Origin of the sequence: Cyanobium sp. WAJ14-Wanaka (genome assembly GCF_024345375.1) — a bacterium.
Classification (GTDB): domain Bacteria; phylum Cyanobacteriota; class Cyanobacteriia; order PCC-6307; family Cyanobiaceae; genus Cyanobium_A.
This window is the reverse complement of the sequence record NZ_JAGQAZ010000002.1, coordinates 49,067-66,732: the sequence shown is the minus strand read 5'-3', so window position 1 is coordinate 66,732 and position 17,666 is coordinate 49,067. Positions and strand designations below refer to the sequence as shown.

Here is a 17,666-nt window from a genome sequence, read left to right as displayed (position 1 = left end):
CCAGCACCATGCAGCTTGAGCGGGTTTGGTTGATCACGCGCTCCGGCAGCCAGGCTGCGCAGCGCCAGGCCAAGCGCTGCGCAGAAGACCTGCGCTCCCTCGGTACCCAGGTGGTGATGGCCCAGAGCGGCCTCACCTCCAATCCCTTCCCCGGTTTGCTGGCCACGGAGCCCTCCCTGCCGGATCTGGCCCTGGTGCTCGGTGGAGATGGCACGGTGCTTGGGGCCGCCCGCCACTTGGCTCCCCTGGGGGTGCCGATCCTTTGCTTCAACGTGGGCGGGCACCTGGGTTTTCTGACCCATGAGCGGCGCCTGTTGCAACTCTCCGGTGAGGCCGATTGCCTCTGGCAACGCCTCCGCGACGAGCGCTACGCCCTGGAGCGTCGGATGATGTTGCAGGCCCATATTGAAAGGCCCGATGGCAGCTCAGAGGAGGTGCACCTGGCCCTCAATGATTTTTATTTCCGCCCCTCCCTCGATGAGGTCTCACCCACCTGCATGCTGGAGCTGGAGATTGATGGAGAGGTGGTCGACCAATACCGCGGCGATGGTTTGATCCTGGCAACTCCCACGGGTTCAACGGGCTACGCCATGGCGGCGGGGGGGCCGATCTTGCACCCCGGCATCGAGGCGATTGTGGTCAATCCGATTTGTCCGATGAGCCTCTCGAGTCGGGCGGTGGTGGTGCCGGCCCGCGCCCAGCTTTCGGTGTTTCCCCTTGGGGAAGCCAGCCGCCGGGTCAAGCTCTGGAAGGATGGGGCCCATGCCACCGTGCTCGATGCCGGTGATCGGGCGGTGGTGCAGCGCAGCTCCCATCCAGCCCTGCTGGTGGTTCTCGAACAGAGCCCCTCCTATTACCGCACCCTCACCCACAAGCTCCATTGGGCCGGCAGCCTCACGGCCGTGGAGCCCTCCCATAACTGAGCCCCAATAAGACTGACCCCAAACAAGACTGAGCCCCAAGAGCACTGATCGCGATGGCCCTGGAAATTGAGCGGCGTTTTTTGGTGCGGGGCGAGGAGTGGCGGGAGCTAATCGCCTGGCAGGCCCATCTCCAGCAGGGCTATCTGGTGAGCGGGCCCGAGGGCCTCACGCTGCGGGTGCGCACCGCCACGTCTACCGCAACTGCGAAAGCTGAGGCTGGCCAACAGGCCTGGCTAACCCTCAAGACGGCCGCTTCCGATGGCGGCCTGGTGCGCCAGGAGTTTGAGTACGACATTCCCTTGGCAGACGCCCAAGACCTGCTGGCGATCGCCCCCAGCCAGCTCAGCAAGAGGCGCCACGGCCTCAGCCTGGCTGGTGGGGATTGGGTGCTGGATGTATTTGAGGGCAGCAATGCCCCCCTGGTGGTTGCTGAGGTGGAGTTGGAACATGCCGAGCAGTCGTTGCTGGTGCCCAGTTGGTGCCATCTGGAGCTAACCGGCCACTCCAGCTTGAGCAACGCGGCCCTGGCCCACCGTCCCCTGGCCGACTGGCCGGAGCTGCAGCGCCAGGCCCTATTGGCTGGCCTGGCCGATTGGCCGACAGCAGGTCAGGTCTGATCTAGGGCGCAGCAATTAAAGCCATCGCGGCAAATCTTGCCGTTGTCCATGGCCCAATTGAGCAGGGCCACCCGGTTTTTGGCTCCGGTTTTGGTGAAGATATTGCTCACGTGGTTATCCACGGTGCGCTTGCTAATCGTTAGGGATTGGGCGATTTCCTGGTTGGTCAGGCCCTGGGCCACCAGCTCAATGATCTCAATCTCTCGCTGGGAAACAGCACCCTCTGGACTGGAAACAGGGATGACGGCAGGGTTCGAAGCAGGGCTAGAAGCAATGCTCGAATTGGCGCCATATTCGCGATCGCTATCCATCCCTAAACCCGTAGGCCTGTAACTACTGTAGGCAGCTTCCTAGCCCATTATGGGAGTTGCTCTTTAGGGTTTGGCTTGCTGCTCCAACAGGCCCTGGCCAGCGGTCAGCTGGTCATCACCGCTGAGGTAACCCCCCCCCGGGGCGGCGACCCAGGCCGCACCCTGGCGGCGGCCCAGGCCCTGCGGGGCTGGGTGCATGCGGTCAACGTCACCGACGGCAGCCGCGCCGTGATGAGGATGGCCAGCTGGGCGGTGTGTCGCCTGTTGCTGGATGCGGGCATTGAGCCCGTTTTGCAGCTGGCCTGCCGCGACCGCAATCGCATTGCCCTCCAGGCCGATTTGCTCGGGGCCCATGCCCTGGGCCTGCGCAATGTGCTCTGTCTGACGGGCGATCCCGTTAGGGCTGGCGATCAACCGGGGGCCCGCCCGGTCAATGAATTGGAATCGGTGCGTTTGCTGCAGTTGGTGGCCCAGCTCAACGCCGGCATGGATCCGGTGCAGGGCAGCCTTCCCGACGGCCCGACGGCCCTGTTTGCCGGAGCCGCTGCCGATCCCCAGTCGCCGAGCTGGAGTGGCCTCAAGAGCCGAATGGCCCGCAAGCAGCAGGCCGGTGCCCGCTTCATCCAAACCCAGATGGTTACGGATGGGGCCGCCCTAGAACGCTTTGTGAAAGAGATCGCAGAGCCCCTGGGGCTGCCCGTATTGGCGGGGGTTTTTCTGTTGAAGTCGGCCAAAAATGCGGCCTTTATCAACCGCGTTGTGCCCGGCGCCAACATTCCCCAATCGGTGGTTGATCGTCTGGCCATGGCAAGCAACCCCGCGGAAGAGGGTCTGGCGATCGCCGCCGACCAGGTGGCCCGTTACCTGGAGAGCGCCCAGGGGGTGCACCTGATGGCGATCAAGGCCGAGGAAAAGATCCCCAGGATCCTGGAAATGGCCGGCCTTAGGCCAGAAGTACCCCCAATCCCAGTGCCAGCACTTAGTTCGAGCCCGTAAGGGCCAGGTCGGTGCCGAGCAGTTCGGCCATGGCCTTTTGCTGCGGTGAGGGGGAAACCACATCCAGGCGGCGCACGTCGGTGATCAGCCAATCGAGGGCAGCTTCCTGCAGGTCGAAGTGGTCGCCGTTGCGGTCAACGCAGTAACGGCCAAACACCAGTTTTTCCACCAAGCGCACCCCCGCACCGATGCGGGAGTAGTCGAAGATGATCGAGTTGTCGATCGTGGCGCCTTCACAGATGTGGCAGTTGGGGCCAATCATTGCCGGGCCAATGATCGTGGCTCCGTTCTCAATTCTGCTCATCCCGCCCACATAGATTGGGCCCTTCACCGTGATGTTGTCCCAGTCGGCGGCCACGTTTAGGCCGGCATAGACGCCTGGTCGCACCTCCTTGCCGGGGATCTGTACCTGGCGCACCTGACCCTGCAGCACGCTGCGAATCGCCTGCCAGTAATCGGGCACCTTGCCGATATCCACCCACTCGAATTCCATCGGTAGGGCATAGAAGGCTGCCCCGGATTCCACCAGTTTGGGGAACAGGTCGGAGCCGATGTCAAATGGCTGGCCCGTGGGCACGAAGTCCAACACTTCGGGCTCAAAGATGTAGATGCCGGTGTTGATCATGTCGCTGGCGGCCTCCTCGATGGCCGGCTTCTCCTGGAAGGAGCGCACCCTGCCGTCGTCATCGGTCACCACTACGCCGTAGCTGCTCACCTGGTCGCGGGGGACCCGTTTGGTGATCAGGCTGGCCAGGGCACCCTTGGCCTTATGGCGCCGCACCGCTTCGCTGAGGTCGAGGTCGACCAGGGCATCGCCGCAGAGCACCACAAAGGTGTCGTCGAAGAAGTGCTGGAAGGTTTGGATCTTTTTCAGGCCACCGGCCGAACCCATCGCATCACCAATCAGCTCGCCGTCTTCAATGCGGCCTTCAAAGCTGTAGGCAATTTCAACGCCAAATCTTTGGCCGTCGCGGAAGTAGTTCTCGATCTCCTCAGCCAGGTGCGAAACGTTGACCATGATCTCGGTGAAACCATGCTCCCGCAGCAGCTCCAGCAGAAACTCCATCACGGGTTTCTGGAGGATGGGGATCATCGGCTTGGGAATGGTGTGGGTGATCGGCCTCACCCGTGTTCCCTTGCCTGCCGCCAAGATCATCGCCTTCATTGGCGTTTGCTCATTTCTGACGGACAAGTAAGCCTAGTGAACGGCCTAGGCAGCCAGCGCTGCATGGGTCGGCATGGCAGCTGGTCCCTGGGGCGATGCAACGGCCTTCACCAGCGGCAGCTGGACGCTTTCGCCCTCGTTTAGCAGCCGTTTCAGGCTCAATGCACCAAACAGTCCTCCCTCCTGCTGCAGCTCCACCTTGCCCTGATGACACAGAAACAGCAGGGCCCAAAAGACCCCAACCCGATCGGCGTCGAGGTCGGCGGCGGCCCCTTTGCTTTCAACGCACTGGGCCCAGGAGTGCACGAGTTGGTCAAAGCCTGTCCAATCAAGGGCCTCGGGCCACTGCAGCAGAAATTGGCTGAGGGCGGCCGTGGTTTCCGGCAGCTTTTCGCGGTGGGCCAGGGCGGCCACCTGCTCAATCGCGGCCCGCTCGCTATAGCGCTTGGGGCGATGGCGATTGCGGGCCTTGCCCTCGTCGTCTTCGAGCCGTTCGGCAATTTCCTCGAGTTGGCGGATCAGTTCCCCGAGGGTTACGGGCCGCTGTAGGGGCGGTGGGGCCACGGGCCGGCGCCAGAGATGGCGTTCCGGCCTGCGGGGCAATGCCAGGCCAGGATTCATCAGCCAGCCCTGGCCGTCGTCGTCAAAATCGAAGCCAAAGTCGGTTTCGATCGGTGCCGGCGGGAAGGTGGCAGCCTCCAACACCTCGGCCTTCAGGCCCACGAGCACGGAGGCGGCCAAAAAGGCTTCACTGCTCTCGGCCAGGTCCTGTTCGTAGCTGCCGCCTCGCCCCTGGCGCAAGGCTGCCACCAGGCGCGGCACCTCAATGCGCTGGCGCAATTGGTCTAAAAAGCCGTCGATCACGGCAATTACATCGACATCCCAAGGGTCGAGATCGCCCCGTTCCGCCGCGTCCTGCAGCAGCCGGATGGCCAGCCTGGCGCCCCCCTCTGCCACTTGCTGCTGTTTCCCCAGGGAATTTGTATTTCCACGCTACCGGTATCGGCCGGTTCCGGCCAGCAGCTTCATTCGCCACCAGCTGTGGCGGCTTGGAGTGGTGGCCTAGCCCAGGGAAGGTGCGGAGAGGGGCGCCTGGCGGATCAGGCCGGAGCCGATCGGGGCAGGCCCCCTTGAATTGAGCATCTTCATGGCACTTTCATCTCGGGCCACGAGGGCTTCCATGGAGGCCCGGTAGGTGTCCGTCATTAGCCGCGGATAGAGGCCAATGCCAATGATCGGCACCAGCAGGCAACCCACGATGTAGATCTCCCTGGGTTCCGCATCCACCAACTGGGTGTGGGAGGCCAGTTCAACGTTTTCCTTGCCGTAGAAGATCTCCCGCAGCATCGAAAGCAGGTAGATCGGCGTCAGGATCACCCCGATTGCGGCCAGGCCGTCAACCACGATCCGGAAGGCCAGGCTGTAGGCGTCGTCGGTGGCGAAGCCCACAAAGATCATCAGTTCGGACACAAAGCCGCTCATGCCAGGCAGGGCAAGCGATGCCAGGGAGCAGATGGTCCAGAGGGCAAACATTTTGCGCATGTTTTGGCCCACGCCACCCATCTCGTCGAGTTGCAGGGTGTGGGTGCGGTCGTAGGTGGCCCCCACCAGGAAAAACAGACTTGCCCCGATCAGTCCGTGGCTGATCATCTGCAACATCGCCCCACTGCTGCCGAGGGCGCTGAAACTGCCGATTCCAATCAGCACAAAACCCATGTGGCTGATGGAGCTGTAGGCGATTTTGCGCTTGAGATTGCGCTGGGCAAAGGAGGTGAGGGCCGCATAGATGATGTTCACCACCCCCAACACCACCAGCAGGGGCGCGAATTGGGCGTGGGCATCGGGGAGTATTTGGCAGTTGAAGCGCAGCAGGGCGTAGCCGCCCATCTTCAGCAGGATGCCCGCCAGCAGCATGTGCACCGGGGCCGTGGCCTCGCCATGGGCATCGGGCAGCCAGGTGTGCAGCGGCACAATTGGCAGCTTCACCCCAAACGCAATCAGCAGGCCGGCGTAACAGAGCAACTGGAAGCTGGGCGGGAAGCCCTTGGCCATCAGCTCGCTGTACTCAAAGGTGGGGATGCCGCCGCCGTAGAAGGCCATGGCCAGGCCCGCCAGGAGGATGAAAAGCGAGCTGCCCGCTGTGTAGATGATGAACTTGGTGGCTGCGTATTGGCGTTTTTTGCCCCCCCAGATCGCAATTAGGAGGTAGACCGGCAGCAGCTCCAGTTCCCAGGCCAGGAAGAACAGCAGCATGTCCTGGACTGCAAAGACGGCGATCTGGCCGCCATCCATGGCCAGGAGCAGGAAGAAAAACAGCTTGGGCTTGAAGGTGACAGGCCATGCCGCCAGCACCGCCAAGGCCGTGATGAAGCTGGTGAGCAGGATCAGGGGCATCGAGATCCCATCCGCCGCCACCGACCAGGACAGGCCGATGCTGGGCAGCCACTGCACCCGCTCCACCAATTGCAGGCCGGGGTCGCTCGGGTCGTAGCCAGTCAGGTAGCCACCCACCGTCAGCAGGAAGGTGATCAGGGCCACCGCCAGGGCATACCAGCGGACCTGCTTGCCTTCCCCCTCGTCGGGGAAGAAAGGAATAACTAGGGCTGCGGCGATCGGAAACAGGATCGAAGCGCTCAGCCAGGGGAACGGCACGAACCAAACCTCACCAATGGCTGGAGTGTAGAAATCCTGTCCAGCCCAACCCCGCCCGGGTCGGGGATGTCACACAGAGCAATGGCGCTGATGGAGCCGATCTGCCCGGCCCTAGGGACGGGATCAGCCCAGCGAACCGAACAGCACCACTAGGGCCACCACCCCGCCAAACACGATCAGGGCATAGAACTGGGCCCGGCCGGTTTCGAAATACTTCAGGCCCTCACCACTGCCCAGGGTCACCAGGCCGGTGAGGTTGACCACCCCATCCACCACCTTTGAATCCACCTCAAGCACCTGTTTGGCCAACTTGCGGCTGCCCTGCACAAACAACTTGTCGTTGATTTGATCGAGGTACCACTTGTTGGCAAAGAAGGCATTGATTGTGGGAAAACGGCCGGCCACGGCTGTGCCGAGGTCGATCTTGTGGAGGGCGTAGGCGAGCACGGCGATGCTGATGCCCAGCAGGGAAACCCCCACCGAGGCCCCAGCTAGGGGTAGAAATTCGGCCCAGCTGAAGTGGGAGGCCATGTGGGCCGCTTCCTCGGGGTTGAGCAGGCGGGCAAAGCGGCTGTTCCAGGGGGTCCCCAGCAGGCCGATCAGGGCCGAGGGCACCGCCAAAACGGCCAGGGGCATGGCCATCTGCCAGCCGGATTCATGGGGGTGATCGGCATGGTGGTGGCTGCCGCCATGGGCTTCTGCGGCGTCATCGCCCTGGCCCTTGCCGGCGGCTGAGAGCAGTTGGGCCTGAATGGTTTGGTCTCCGCCCCGGAAGCTGCCCTCAAAGGTGAGGAAGTACAGCCTGAACATGTAAAAAGCTGTCATTCCAGCCGTGATGAAGCCAGCTGCCCAGAGCACGGGGAAATGGCCAAAGGCCTGGCCAAGGATCTCGTCCTTGCTCCAAAAACCCGCCAGGGGGGGGATGCCACTGATGGCCAGGCAGCCGATCAGGAAGGTGGCGCTGGTTATGGGCATGTATTTGCGCAGGCCACCCATCAGGCGCATGTCCTGGGCCAGCACGGGTTCATGGCCCACCACCTCTTCCATGGCGTGGATCACCGAGCCTGAGCAGAGGAAGAGCATCGCCTTGAAAAAGGCGTGGGTAACCAGGTGGAACATCCCGGCCACCGGCGCGCCGCAGCCCATGGCCAGCATCATGTAGCCCAGTTGGGAAACGGTGCTGTAGGCGAGGCCCTTCTTGAGATCCATCTGGGTGAGGGCGATTGAGGCCCCCAAGAAGAGGGTGATGGTGCCCACCACGGCAATCACGGTTTGCACCGCCTCAAAGGGCACGTAGATCGGCTGGAGCCGGGCCACCAAAAACACCCCGGCCGCCACCATCGTGGCTGCGTGGATTAGGGCCGAGATAGGTGTGGGGCCCTCCATCGCATCGGGCAGCCAAACGTGAAGGGGGAACTGGGCCGACTTGGCCATGGGCCCCATGAAAACCAGCAGGCAGAGCAGGATTGCCACCCCATTGCTGACGCTGCCCCCTGCTATTGCCTCCTGCAGGCGCACGCCAATTTCCTCAAAACCAAAGCTGCCCGTGGCCCAAAACAGCCCCAGGATTCCCAGCAGCAGCCCAAAGTCGCCGACCCTGTTGACAACAAAGGCCTTCTGGGCCGCATTGGCGGCGCCATCGCGGTCGTACCAAAAACCCACGAGCAAGTAGGAGCACATGCCCACCAGCTCCCAGAAAACGTAGATCTCCAGCAGGTTTGGGCTGATGATCAGGCCCAGCATCGAGCTGCTGAATAGGGCCAAGTAGGTGAAAAAGCGCACATAACCCTTGTCGTGGGCCATGTAGCCATCTGAATAGATCATCACCAGCACGGCGATGGTGGTCACCAGGGCCAGCATCACGGCTCCCAATGCGTCTACCCGGAACCCCATTTCCAGGCTGAAGGTGCCGGCGGTGGCCCAGGGGAAGAGCACCTCCGTCATGGCTGCGCCGGCCAGTTGTTCGGCCAGCACTGCATAGCTCAAAACGCCGGAGGCGCCCACGCAGCTAATCAGCAGCAGCGCGACGGGTTTTCGCAGTCGGTTGATCGTGCGGTTGAAGCTGATCAGCCCCAGCCCCACAAGGCAGGCCCCCGCCAGGGGCAACACGGGTATTAACCAGGCGATTTCAGCGGCTGAGGGCATGCTGCGGCGCGGCCTGTTGTTGTAATGAGTTTAGGCAGCTCGTTGGGGGATTCCACGCTTGGTGGGGAGCTCCCCATCGGTTCGGCCCTGGAGCCAGCTGGCTCAGCCAGTTAGCCGAGCAGATGGCCCAGGCCCGTGCGGGAAAAGGTGGTGGCGCCTGCGCCGATCCAGCGATGGGCCCACCAGAAAACGCCAACGGCAATGGCAATGCCCAGCTGGGCCGGCCTCAGAAATTCGCCTAGAACCAGCTGCTGGCGCCCATCGAGCACGGCCCTAAAGGGGATCACCGAGGTGTGGGCTTTGAGCTCCTCAAAGGCAGCGCCAAAACGGTTGGCCAGGCGCCGATCCCCATTCCAGATGGCAAATAGGTGGTGGGCAATCAAGCCAAAGCAGGTGACCACCATGAAGCTGCTGCCTATCCAGAGCAGGTGGGTGGCGCACCAGAGCACCTGGCCCACCGCCTGGGGATGGCGACTGATGCGAATGATTCCGGTGGCATAGAGGCGCACCTGGGGCTTGAGTACCGCCGGTATTTCCAGCAGGTTGTAGGTGGCTGGATAGAGAAACAGGAAGCTGATCGCGGTGCCAACCCACACCACTGGAATGATCCAGGCCTGCTCCTGCAGGTTCCAGAGGCGGGTTCCGTCGTAGCGGTGGGCCAGGAAATATCCAATCACCACCACCGCTGAGGGGATGCTCAGGGCCGCAAACAGCACCCGCCAGGCCCGCTCGCCAATGCGTTCCACCCCCCACGCCCGCAGCGATGCGCCGCCGCTGTGCAAAACAGCAAAGGCCAGCAGAAGGGCCAGCATCACCAGGCTGCTGTGGTGTGGGCTCACGGGTTGGGCCTCGGGGGCTGATGGGGAGTTGTGAAGTTGCGGATTCTCGCTGCCGGCGGCCCCCCCTAGAGTTTTGTTCTGCATGGCGACCATGGCAGATCTGCCTTTCACCCTCGACCAGCTCCGCATCCTGCGGGCTATTGCCAGTGAGGGCAGCTTTAAAAAGGCGGCCGACAGCCTTTATGTCACCCAGCCGGCGGTGAGTCTGCAAATCCAAAACCTGGAGAAGCAGCTCAGTGTTTCGCTCTTTGATCGCGGTGGCCGCAAGGCCCAGCTCACGGAAGCGGGCCACCTGCTGCTGAGCTACTGCGACCGGATCTTGAGCCAGTGTCAGGAGGCCTGCCGGGCCCTCGACGACCTTCACAACCTCAAGGGCGGATCCCTGGTGGTGGGGGCAAGCCAAACCACGGGCACCTATTTGATGCCCCGGATGATCGGCCTGTTTCGCCAGAAATATCCAGATGTGGCTGTGCAATTGCAGGTGCACAGCACCCGTCGCACCGGCTGGAGCGTGGCCAATGGCCAAATCGATTTGGCGATCATCGGCGGCGAATTGCCCACCGAACTGGGCGAGTTGCTGCAGGTGGTGCCCTACGCCAGCGATGAATTGGCCCTGGTGCTGCCGACTAAACACCCCCTGGCTCGGTTGCCTGAACTCACCAAGGACGACCTCTACCGGCTGGGGTTTGTCTGCCTCGACTCCCAGTCGACCACCCGAAAAATGGTCGACCAGCTGCTGGCCCGCTCGGGTCTGGATGTGGCGCGCCTCAAGATCGAGATGGAGCTCAACTCCTTTGAGGCGATCAAAAATGCGGTGCAATCGGAGCTGGGGGCTGCCTTTCTACCGGTGGTTTCGATTGAACGGGAGCTCTCGGCTGGCAGCCTGCATCGCCCCCAGGTGGCTGATTTGCTGGTGCGGCGCCAGCTGAAATTGATCACCCACCCAGCCCGCTACTGCTCCCGCGCCTCGGACGCCTTTCGCAAGGAGGTGCTGCCGGTTTTTGCCAGCCCCGATAGCCCCCTACGGCGCCCCCTCCAAGCGGGACAAGCCCCCTAGAACTTGTCCGCTTCAGGGGTTATGCCCACGGTGTCGTCAGCGACGCCCTTGGTGAGGAATTTGTTCTCGCTGATATCGGTTTGGTAGACGCAGCGCACGATCGGCTTGTCCTTGACCGAGCCGATGTAGGCGAAGGTGTTCATGCGCTGCTTGCACTGACGCATTTGCTCCGCCGTTACCGCCCCCTCTTTTTGGAGCACACTCCAGTTCTCCCGGCGAATTACGCAACCGGGCTTGAGCGCCGGCTGGGTGACGAAGCTGGAGCTGGGGTTCATGGTTGTGTAGAGCTCAACATCCATCACGAAGGCGCTGGCTCCCCACTGCTTGCAGAACTCAGGGTCGGCCACGGCCATGTCGAGCTGCTGGCTGCTGGCAATGTTGCCCTGATCCCCCTGGGTGTTACTGGAAAGGCTGGTGCCAATGCCGATTCCCACCACCAACACCCCCGCCAGCACTGCCACGGTGGCCACATTGAACTGAAAGGGTCCCTTGCCGTCTCCGGGGCCATTGCCGCCAGGACCGCCGGGCCCCCGGCCAGGGTTCCCCCTGCTGGGTCCGCGGCTTTCCTCCCCATATCTGGGGTCAGGGCGATAGCGGGAGCGGGTCACAGGCTTTCAGGGCTGCGGGGGAGGCCCATCGAATAATTCAGCACCCGGGCGTCGGGGTTGTAGCGCAGCTCCCCGGCCTGTAGGAGCTGGCGGATGAAGCCCTCCAGGTCTGAGCCGATGCGGCGCAGGTTGTATTCGCTCAAATCAGCGCCGGCGAAGGAATCCACCAGTTCGCCAAAGCGCTGCTGAACCTTGGCCAGCACCGGCCCATCCCAGACAAATTCGTTGTCGGGGTCTAGATCCATGGTCAACTCGCCAGGCTTCGGCACGAGATTGCCGTCCACCACGCTGGCGGTGAAAATCCGCACGTGGCGGGTGGTCGACTTCAGCAGGATCTCGGCTTCAGACACGTTGGAAAATTTGCTGGACGCAGCAAGCCTTTTCACTTTAGGCAGCTCGAGCAGCCCCTGGCCTTGAAGTGAGCCCTTTAAGGTTGGCCTTGAATTTTCAAGTCGGAATGCGGGTCGTCATCGCTGGGGCGGGTCTTGCCGGCCTTTCGTGTGCCAAATATCTCTGTGATGCCGGCCACACTCCCGTGGTGGTGGAAGCCCGTGATGTGCTCGGAGGCAAGGTGGCTGCCTGGCAGGACGAAGACGGCGACTGGTACGAAACCGGTCTGCACATCTTTTTTGGTGCCTACCGCAACATGCGCCAGCTCTTTAATGAGCTGGATATCGAAGACCGCCTGCAGTGGAAATCCCACTCGATGATCTTTAACCAGAAGGAAACCCCGGGCACCTATAGCCGTTTTGATTTCCCCGACCTGCCGGCCCCCCTCAATGGCTTGGCCGCAATCCTGGGCAACAACGACATGCTCAGCTGGCCGGAGAAAATTTCCTTCGGCCTGGGCTTGGTGCCGGCGATCCTGCGGGGCCAGGGGTATGTCGAGGAGTGCGACCAATACTCCTGGACTGAGTGGTTGCGGATCCACAACATTCCAGAACGGGTGAATGATGAGGTCTTCCTGGCGATGAGCAAGGCCCTCAACTTCATCAATCCTGAGGAGATTTCCAGCACCGTGGTGCTGACTGCCCTTAACCGTTTTCTGCAGGAGGGCGATGGATCAAAGATGGCCTTCCTGGATGGCAATCCCCCCGAGCGCCTGTGCGAGCCGATGGTGGACTACATCCGAGCCCGTGGCGGCGAAGTGCACCTCGATTCGCCCCTGCGTGAGATCGAGCTCAATGGCGATGGAACCGTGGCCGGCTTCCGGATCGGGGGGATTAAGGGCAAGGAACCCCGCACCGTTGTGGCTGATGCCTATGTGAGTGCCATGCCCGTGGATCCATTTAAGTTGTTGATCCCGGAGGCCTGGAAAGACCTGCCCTATTTCAAAAAGCTCGACGGCTTGAATGGGGTGCCCGTGATCAACATCCACCTCTGGTTTGATCGCAAGCTCACCGAGATTGATCACCTGCTCTTCAGCCGCAGCGATTTATTGAGTGTCTATGCCGACATGAGTAATACCTGCCGTGAATATGAAGATCCCAAGCGCTCGATGTTGGAGCTGGTCTTTGCCCCAGCCAAGGATTGGATTGGCAGGCCCGATGAGGAGATTGTGGCCGCCACCATGGAGGAGCTAAAGCGACTTTTCCCCACCCATTTCACCGGTGATGATCAGGCTAAGTTGCGTAAGTCGATTGTGGTAAAAACGCCGCTTTCGGTCTACAAAACCGTGCCCGGTTGCCAGCAGTTGCGGCCCGACCAGGCATCCCCCATCGACAACTTTTTCCTGGCGGGTTGCTACACCATGCAGCGCTATCTCGCATCTATGGAAGGGGCCGTACTCAGCGGCAAGCAGTGTGCGGCGGCGATTGACCGCAGCCCGGTCGAGGCTTGAGCTCCGCCTCCCCGATGACCCCCTTGCCCACGCTCGACCAGGCCTACGAGGAATGCCGGCTCGAGACAGCTGAGTGGGCAAAGACTTTTTATCTCGGGACCCTCTTGATGCCGCCGGTCAAACGACGGGCTATCTGGGCGATTTATGTGTGGTGCCGCCGCACCGATGAGTTGATGGACAGCCCTGAGGCCCAGGCCCTGCCCGAGGAGGAGTTGGCCCGACGGCTCGATGGCTGGGAGCAGCGCACCCGGGAACTATTTGCGGGGGAGGTGCGCGATGGCCTCGATTTGGTGATGCACGACACGATTGAGCGTTTTCCCCAGCCATTGCAGGCCTACCTCGAAATGATCGAGGGCCAGCGCATGGATCTCCAGAAGCATCGCTACGCCACCTTCCAAGAGCTGGAGCTCTACTGCTATCGGGTTGCGGGAACAGTTGGTTTGATGACCCAGGAGGTGATGGGCCTGGACGCGGCCTACATCACCGCCCCCTGGAGTGATCGACCCGACACTTCTAATGCAGCCGTGGCCCTGGGTATCGCTAACCAACTCACCAATATCCTCAGGGATGTGGGTGAGGATCGGGGACGGGGCCGAATTTATCTTCCCCTCGAGGACCTAGAGCGGTTTGGCTACAGCGAAGACGATTTATTTGCCGGCACCCTCAATGATAATTGGCGTGAGTTGATGCGCTTTCAGCTAGGGCGAGCCAGGGACTGGTTTGCCCGTTCGGAGGCAGGAGTTCGCTGGCTGGCCCCCGATGCCCGTTGGCCAGTGTGGGCCTCGTTGCGCCTATATCGCGGCATCCTTGATGTGATTGAGCAGCATCAATACGACGTTTTCACCAAGCGAGCTTATGTGCCCAAGGCTGGCAAGCTCTTGGATCTTCCGTTTAGTTTTTTGGTGGCCCAGGTGCGCTGATCCACTCCTTGAGGATTGGATTGACGATTTCTGGAGCCTCGTCGTGGGGGCAATGTCCGAGACCAGGTAGCACCCTTAACTCTTTTATGCAGGCGAAATCCTCGGCCCAGCGTTGTGCTTCTACCACATCTTCCCAGGGGTCTTTTTCTCCCCAAAGCATGCGAACAGGTGTCTTGAACTCGGCCAAAATTTCTGGTGCCAAGTAATCATTGAACAGGTTCACAAAGCCTCGAAAACTCTCGCTTGCGCCTGGGGTTGTACTTGGTTTATGAAGCAGTTCTATTAAATCTGCGTCGATGTTGGCCCCACTCGGGTAGGCCTTGTTCAGCACTTGGCGAATGAAGCCAGGTTGGGCTAGTAACTGGAAGAGCGGCGATATCAGCCAGCGTTGGCGTACCAGTTGTTTGGTTAAAGGGCGGGTGGTTTGTTCGAATCCGGAGAGTTGGGCTGCCCGTTTGTCGTCGAGGGTTCTTTGGGCACAGTCAATCAGCACAACCTGGGTTGGGGCCGTGCCTAGGGCCTCCATTCGCTTGGCAGCTGCCAGGGCGACCACGGCGCCGATTGAATTGCCTATTAGGTGCAGCTGGCCGCGATCAGCAAGGAAATATTGGGCGGCATCAACCACTTGCTCTGCCCAAAGGTCGAAGCAATAACGGACGCTGCCAGCTGTGGCGGGTTCGTTCGCCAGGTGGGAGCGGGGTTTGTCGCTGGCCCCAAAGCCAAGTAAATCGAGGGCGATCAGATCGGCCTGCTCCGAAAGGGCAGGGATGTTTTGGCGCCAATGGCCTATGGAAGCTCCAAAACCGTGAATGAGCAGCACCTTATTGGGCTGATCGCTACGACCAGCCCTAAGGAAATTGATGTTGTGGCCGCGCCAATTCCAGCTGGCCAAGGGAGGCTTAAACCGCCGCTTTTTGGTTGTCGAGCAGGTTTTTGAGCTTGGCCAGTTCGCCGGCCCAACGGGGATCGGGAGCCTCTGTGTCGACGCTGTCGGCGTGCACCACTTTGTTGACGGCCTTGCGGGCGGGGCTGGCTGCGCCGCCGCCAGCTGTTGGGGTGCTGCCGCCGCGGCCATCACGGCGCTCAGAAACCTCAATGCGCAGGCTGCTGCCGCCGAATTCCTTGCCGTTGAGTTGCTCGATTACGGCATCGGCCATGGCTTGGCTGTCAACGTTGGCAAAGCCAAAACCGCGACAGGCGCCCGTTTCCCTGTCGTTGACAGCCTTAAAGCGCACCCCTTCGCCGACGGCAGTGAACAGGGCCTCCAGCTCCTTTGCTTCAAAGGACTGGGGCAGATTGCCGACGTAGAGGCGGATGCTCATGGAAGGAAGAAATTGGTTTGACGTTGAGGAAAACCCTCTGGGCGCCTTTTCACCAGAGAGTTAATCACGGCGGCTGTTTAACCATTTCCGGCAGGCCAGCATCACTTCCGGGCTGGCGCCAGGCAGGCGAGCGAAGGCCCGCTCCAGGCTGAGGTGCTCCAGCAGGCTCCCGAGCTCCCTGCCCGCTGGTATCCCAAGCTCCCGCTGGAGGGTGCGCCCATCGATGGGGGATTGGGGGTGAAATAGGGGATCGCTGGGATCGTGCCAACGGGCCAGGGCCGCCCGAGCCTCAGCCACCGGCAGGGCCAGGAGTAGGGCCGGCAGGTCTGCTTCTAGTTCTTGATGCAGTTGCCACCGCTCCATTTCGGCGAGGTTTTCCAGGCTGACCAGATCCTCTATGCCCCCATGGCTCGCCAAGGTTGCCTGCCACTGGCGTAGGAGGCCGCAGCGTTTTTGCAGACGGCGGCTACTGCGTAGAGCCCCCAAGGCCGAGGGGGCGAAGAGGGCTGCCAACCTGGCTAGGGGCAGGAATTCGGCTGTCTCGGCCGGATTGAAATTGCGGCAGCTGGCGGCCCCTTCCCCCAGCTGCTCCAGGCGGCTTTGGCCGGCGGGATCGGCCTGCCAGCAGCCCATTAACCCCAGTTCCATGGCCCTTTGGAGGCCGCGGTGACCGTTAGCGCAGGCCGCCAGCTTCTCCAGCTCCGCCAGCACCCGCTCCCCGGCCACCTGGCCCAGCATTGGGGCGTGGCGAGCAATCCATTCGCTGCTGGCTGCACCTAGGCAGAAGTCCAGTTCGCTGGCCAAGCGCAGCCCGCGCAGCAACCGCAGGGGATCGGCTTGGAGGTTGGCTTCGCTAATGGCCACCAGTTGGCCGGCGTTTAGATCCTGCAGCCCGCCCGTCGGATCCACCAGGGCAGTGCCCTGGCCCAGGGGACAGGCGATCGCATTGATGCTGAAATCACGGCGGCCCAAGTCTTCCTCCAGGTCGGCGCCGGCTTGGCGGGCCAGGTCGAGGGTCCAACCCTTGAGCACCAGGCGGGCAATGCAGCGCTCCCCATCCAGCACCACGGCGGTGCCGCCCCATTGGCGCGCCAAGGATTTGGCGAGGGCAATGGCATCCGCCGCAATCACCAGGTCCAGGTCGGGGCATGGGCGGAGGCGATCGAGCAGGGCATCCCGCACGGCCCCCCCCACCAGGGCGCTGCCCGGCGGGAAGCTGCTAGGCGGCAGGGGCCAGGGGTTGGCGGCCAGGCGCTGGCGCACCAGTTCGGCCAGGGCGGCTAAGTCGCTGGGGGTGGCCTGGCCCGCCAGAATGACTTGCTGATCAGCCCGTGGCGGCATGTGCATCTGTGTGGATTGCCACTGGATCGACCGCTGCCAGGCTTACCACGCTGTGGAAAGTCAGCACGGTGTGAACCATCTCAATCCAGCTCCAGACTTTGTTCCCAGGGAGCCCCGGATCCATGTGCAGGTCCAAGACCTACCCACTGGAGAAGTGGGTGTGGAGTGGGATGTACGCAGTTGCGGCAGTTTCCAGGCCGACCCTGGCCACTGGGCGCGGCTGATGCCTGGGTTGGCAGTGCCCACATGAGTTTTGTAGCCCCAGAGCAGGCCGATGGCTCCCTGGTGCTGGCCCTGCACAGCTCCAGTGCCGTCTTGGGAGTTGGGCTGGCCCAGGGCCAGGTGGGCCAGAACCAGGTGGGCGAGACGATCGCTGTTAGCAGGCTCAGCCGAGCTTTCCCCCTGGATCGAGCCCTCTCCAACCATCTGTTCACGGCCGTTGAGGAGGTTTGCCCGGCCGACCAGTGGCCCCGGATTACGCGCCTGGCGGTGGCCATTGGCCCTGGGGGCTTTACTGGCACCCGGCTCACGGTGGTGATGGCCCGCACCCTCGCCCAGCAGCTGGGGGTGCCCCTCGACGGGGTTTGCTCGGGTTTGTTGATAGCCCGCAGGCTGCAGATCCAGGAGCCCACCTGGCTGGTGCAGGAGCTGCCGCGGCGTGGGGTGGTGGCCGGTTGCTATGGCCCCGATGTAAGCGCCTGGGGCGGTGTGATCGAGCTGGAGGCTGCCAGGCTTTACGGGAGTGGTTTAGATCTGCCGCCAGGCCCCCAGCTGCCGGCCCAGCCCGAGCTGCCTGGGGATGTGGATCAGCTGTTGGACATGGCATGCCTGGCCGCTGCCGAGGGCAGGCCCGGCCCCTGGCAACCCGTTTTGCCGATCTATCCCACCTCTCCGGTTCATCCCACCTCTTCGGTGGCCCAGCAGTAACGG

The 17,666-nt window shown here is 62.2% G+C and carries 19 protein-coding genes; 8 read left to right on the top strand and 11 right to left on the bottom strand.

All coding sequences use genetic code 11. The features are described from left to right. Positions 1–8: 8 nt before the first annotated feature. Both KBY49_RS07120 and KBY49_RS07115 read left to right on the top strand, forming a co-directional pair. Positions 9–923 carry an NAD(+) kinase gene (locus KBY49_RS07120; RefSeq protein ID WP_254934122.1) on the top strand — a complete coding sequence of 305 codons (915 nt, stop codon included), beginning with the start codon at positions 9–11 and terminating at the stop codon, positions 921–923. 53 nt (positions 924–976) lie between these two features. Further along, entirely contained in the window at positions 977–1,540 is a 564-nt protein-coding gene (locus KBY49_RS07115; RefSeq protein ID WP_254934121.1) for a CYTH domain-containing protein, read from the top strand. On the opposite strand, the gene KBY49_RS07110 is transcribed toward KBY49_RS07115, so the two are convergent. After that, a complete protein-coding gene (locus KBY49_RS07110; protein WP_396099784.1) occupies positions 1,531–1,815 on the bottom strand; it encodes a LuxR C-terminal-related transcriptional regulator in 285 nt (94 codons plus the stop codon). The two genes, KBY49_RS07115 and KBY49_RS07110, sit on opposite strands and share 10 nt — an antisense overlap. Positions 1,816–1,926: 111 nt before the next feature. Between KBY49_RS07110 and KBY49_RS07105 the strand changes: the two genes are divergently transcribed. Further along, complete coding sequence (locus tag KBY49_RS07105; protein WP_254934120.1) at positions 1,927–2,847, top strand: methylenetetrahydrofolate reductase; 921 nt, start codon at positions 1,927–1,929, stop codon at positions 2,845–2,847. Here KBY49_RS07105 and KBY49_RS07100 read toward each other — a convergent pair. From KBY49_RS07100 to KBY49_RS07080, 5 genes are all read right to left on the bottom strand, one after another. After that, complete coding sequence (locus KBY49_RS07100) at positions 2,831–4,012, bottom strand: NDP-sugar synthase (RefSeq protein ID WP_254934119.1); 1,182 nt, start codon at positions 4,010–4,012, stop codon at positions 2,831–2,833. The genes KBY49_RS07105 and KBY49_RS07100 overlap by 17 nt on opposite strands. Before the next feature lie 45 nt (positions 4,013–4,057). Beyond that, positions 4,058–4,969, bottom strand: a complete 912-nt coding sequence (locus tag KBY49_RS07095; protein WP_254934118.1) for a segregation/condensation protein A — start codon at positions 4,967–4,969, stop codon at positions 4,058–4,060. Positions 4,970–5,074: 105 nt separating this feature from the next. Continuing rightward, positions 5,075–6,664 carry an NAD(P)H-quinone oxidoreductase subunit 4 gene (locus KBY49_RS07090; protein ID WP_254934117.1) on the bottom strand — a complete coding sequence of 530 codons (1,590 nt, stop codon included), beginning with the start codon at positions 6,662–6,664 and terminating at the stop codon, positions 5,075–5,077. A 123-nt stretch (positions 6,665–6,787) separates the two neighbouring features. After that, positions 6,788–8,809 carry an NAD(P)H-quinone oxidoreductase subunit 5 gene (locus tag KBY49_RS07085; protein WP_254934116.1) on the bottom strand — a complete coding sequence of 674 codons (2,022 nt, stop codon included), beginning with the start codon at positions 8,807–8,809 and terminating at the stop codon, positions 6,788–6,790. 110 nt (positions 8,810–8,919) lie between these two features. Continuing rightward, complete coding sequence (locus tag KBY49_RS07080; RefSeq protein WP_254934607.1) at positions 8,920–9,621, bottom strand: NnrU family protein; 702 nt, start codon at positions 9,619–9,621, stop codon at positions 8,920–8,922. Positions 9,622–9,739: 118 nt separating this feature from the next. Between KBY49_RS07080 and KBY49_RS07075 the strand changes: the two genes are divergently transcribed. Beyond that, the gene (locus KBY49_RS07075) at positions 9,740–10,705 is read left to right on the top strand and encodes a LysR family transcriptional regulator (RefSeq protein WP_254934115.1); all 966 of its coding nucleotides are present in this window, start codon (positions 9,740–9,742) and stop codon (positions 10,703–10,705) included. On the opposite strand, the gene KBY49_RS07070 is transcribed toward KBY49_RS07075, so the two are convergent. Both KBY49_RS07070 and KBY49_RS07065 read right to left on the bottom strand, forming a co-directional pair. After that, positions 10,702–11,313 carry a DUF3172 domain-containing protein gene (locus tag KBY49_RS07070; protein ID WP_254934114.1) on the bottom strand — a complete coding sequence of 204 codons (612 nt, stop codon included), beginning with the start codon at positions 11,311–11,313 and terminating at the stop codon, positions 10,702–10,704. The genes KBY49_RS07075 and KBY49_RS07070 overlap by 4 nt on opposite strands. After that, entirely contained in the window at positions 11,310–11,663 is a 354-nt protein-coding gene (locus tag KBY49_RS07065; RefSeq protein WP_315857011.1) for an NAD(P)H-quinone oxidoreductase subunit M, read from the bottom strand. The genes KBY49_RS07070 and KBY49_RS07065 overlap by 4 nt, the downstream gene beginning before the upstream one ends. A gap of 107 nt (positions 11,664–11,770) precedes the next feature. Between KBY49_RS07065 and pds the strand changes: the two genes are divergently transcribed. Further along, entirely contained in the window at positions 11,771–13,153 is a 1,383-nt protein-coding gene (pds, locus tag KBY49_RS07060; protein WP_254934605.1) for a 15-cis-phytoene desaturase, read from the top strand. 14 nt (positions 13,154–13,167) lie between these two features. Beyond that, complete coding sequence (locus tag KBY49_RS07055) at positions 13,168–14,073, top strand: phytoene synthase (protein ID WP_254934113.1); 906 nt, start codon at positions 13,168–13,170, stop codon at positions 14,071–14,073. Here the strand turns inward: KBY49_RS07055 and KBY49_RS07050 are convergent. From KBY49_RS07050 to KBY49_RS07040, 3 genes are read right to left on the bottom strand one after another with little or no spacing between them, the layout of a single operon-like run. Further along, on the bottom strand, positions 14,045–14,965 hold the full coding sequence (locus tag KBY49_RS07050) for an alpha/beta fold hydrolase (RefSeq protein ID WP_254934112.1): 921 nt from the start codon (positions 14,963–14,965) through the stop codon (positions 14,045–14,047). The two genes, KBY49_RS07055 and KBY49_RS07050, sit on opposite strands and share 29 nt — an antisense overlap. A gap of 7 nt (positions 14,966–14,972) precedes the next feature. Next, positions 14,973–15,395 carry an RNA-binding protein gene (locus KBY49_RS07045; protein ID WP_254934111.1) on the bottom strand — a complete coding sequence of 141 codons (423 nt, stop codon included), beginning with the start codon at positions 15,393–15,395 and terminating at the stop codon, positions 14,973–14,975. Between the two features lie 60 nt (positions 15,396–15,455). Beyond that, on the bottom strand, positions 15,456–16,742 hold the full coding sequence (locus tag KBY49_RS07040) for a CCA tRNA nucleotidyltransferase (protein WP_254934110.1): 1,287 nt from the start codon (positions 16,740–16,742) through the stop codon (positions 15,456–15,458). Here KBY49_RS07040 and KBY49_RS07035 point away from each other — a divergent pair. Together KBY49_RS07035 and tsaB are read left to right on the top strand one after the other, a co-directional pair. Beyond that, positions 16,735–16,986, top strand: a complete 252-nt coding sequence (locus KBY49_RS07035) for a Ycf34 family protein (protein ID WP_254934109.1) — start codon at positions 16,735–16,737, stop codon at positions 16,984–16,986. The two genes, KBY49_RS07040 and KBY49_RS07035, sit on opposite strands and share 8 nt — an antisense overlap. Next, a complete protein-coding gene (gene tsaB / locus KBY49_RS07030; RefSeq protein ID WP_254934108.1) occupies positions 16,983–17,663 on the top strand; it encodes a tRNA (adenosine(37)-N6)-threonylcarbamoyltransferase complex dimerization subunit type 1 TsaB in 681 nt (226 codons plus the stop codon). The genes KBY49_RS07035 and tsaB overlap by 4 nt, the downstream gene beginning before the upstream one ends. Positions 17,664–17,666: the final 3 nt, after the last annotated feature.

Coding starts and splice junctions, on each gene's coding strand:
- KBY49_RS07080 (WP_254934607.1), bottom strand. CDS start 9,621: ATGCTGGCCCTTCTGCTGGCCTTTGCTGTTTTGCACAGCGGCGGCGCA.
- KBY49_RS07040 (WP_254934110.1), bottom strand. CDS start 16,742: ATGCACATGCCGCCACGGGCTGATCAGCAAGTCATTCTGGCGGGCCAG.
- KBY49_RS07055 (WP_254934113.1), top strand. CDS start 13,168: ATGACCCCCTTGCCCACGCTCGACCAGGCCTACGAGGAATGCCGGCTC.
- pds (WP_254934605.1), top strand. CDS start 11,771: ATGCGGGTCGTCATCGCTGGGGCGGGTCTTGCCGGCCTTTCGTGTGCC.
- KBY49_RS07075 (WP_254934115.1), top strand. CDS start 9,740: ATGGCAGATCTGCCTTTCACCCTCGACCAGCTCCGCATCCTGCGGGCT.
- tsaB (WP_254934108.1), top strand. CDS start 16,983: ATGAGTTTTGTAGCCCCAGAGCAGGCCGATGGCTCCCTGGTGCTGGCC.
- KBY49_RS07035 (WP_254934109.1), top strand. CDS start 16,735: ATGTGCATCTGTGTGGATTGCCACTGGATCGACCGCTGCCAGGCTTAC.
- KBY49_RS07120 (WP_254934122.1), top strand. CDS start 9: ATGCAGCTTGAGCGGGTTTGGTTGATCACGCGCTCCGGCAGCCAGGCT.
- KBY49_RS07085 (WP_254934116.1), bottom strand. CDS start 8,809: ATGCCCTCAGCCGCTGAAATCGCCTGGTTAATACCCGTGTTGCCCCTG.
- KBY49_RS07115 (WP_254934121.1), top strand. CDS start 977: ATGGCCCTGGAAATTGAGCGGCGTTTTTTGGTGCGGGGCGAGGAGTGG.
- KBY49_RS07045 (WP_254934111.1), bottom strand. CDS start 15,395: ATGAGCATCCGCCTCTACGTCGGCAATCTGCCCCAGTCCTTTGAAGCA.
- KBY49_RS07100 (WP_254934119.1), bottom strand. CDS start 4,012: ATGAAGGCGATGATCTTGGCGGCAGGCAAGGGAACACGGGTGAGGCCG.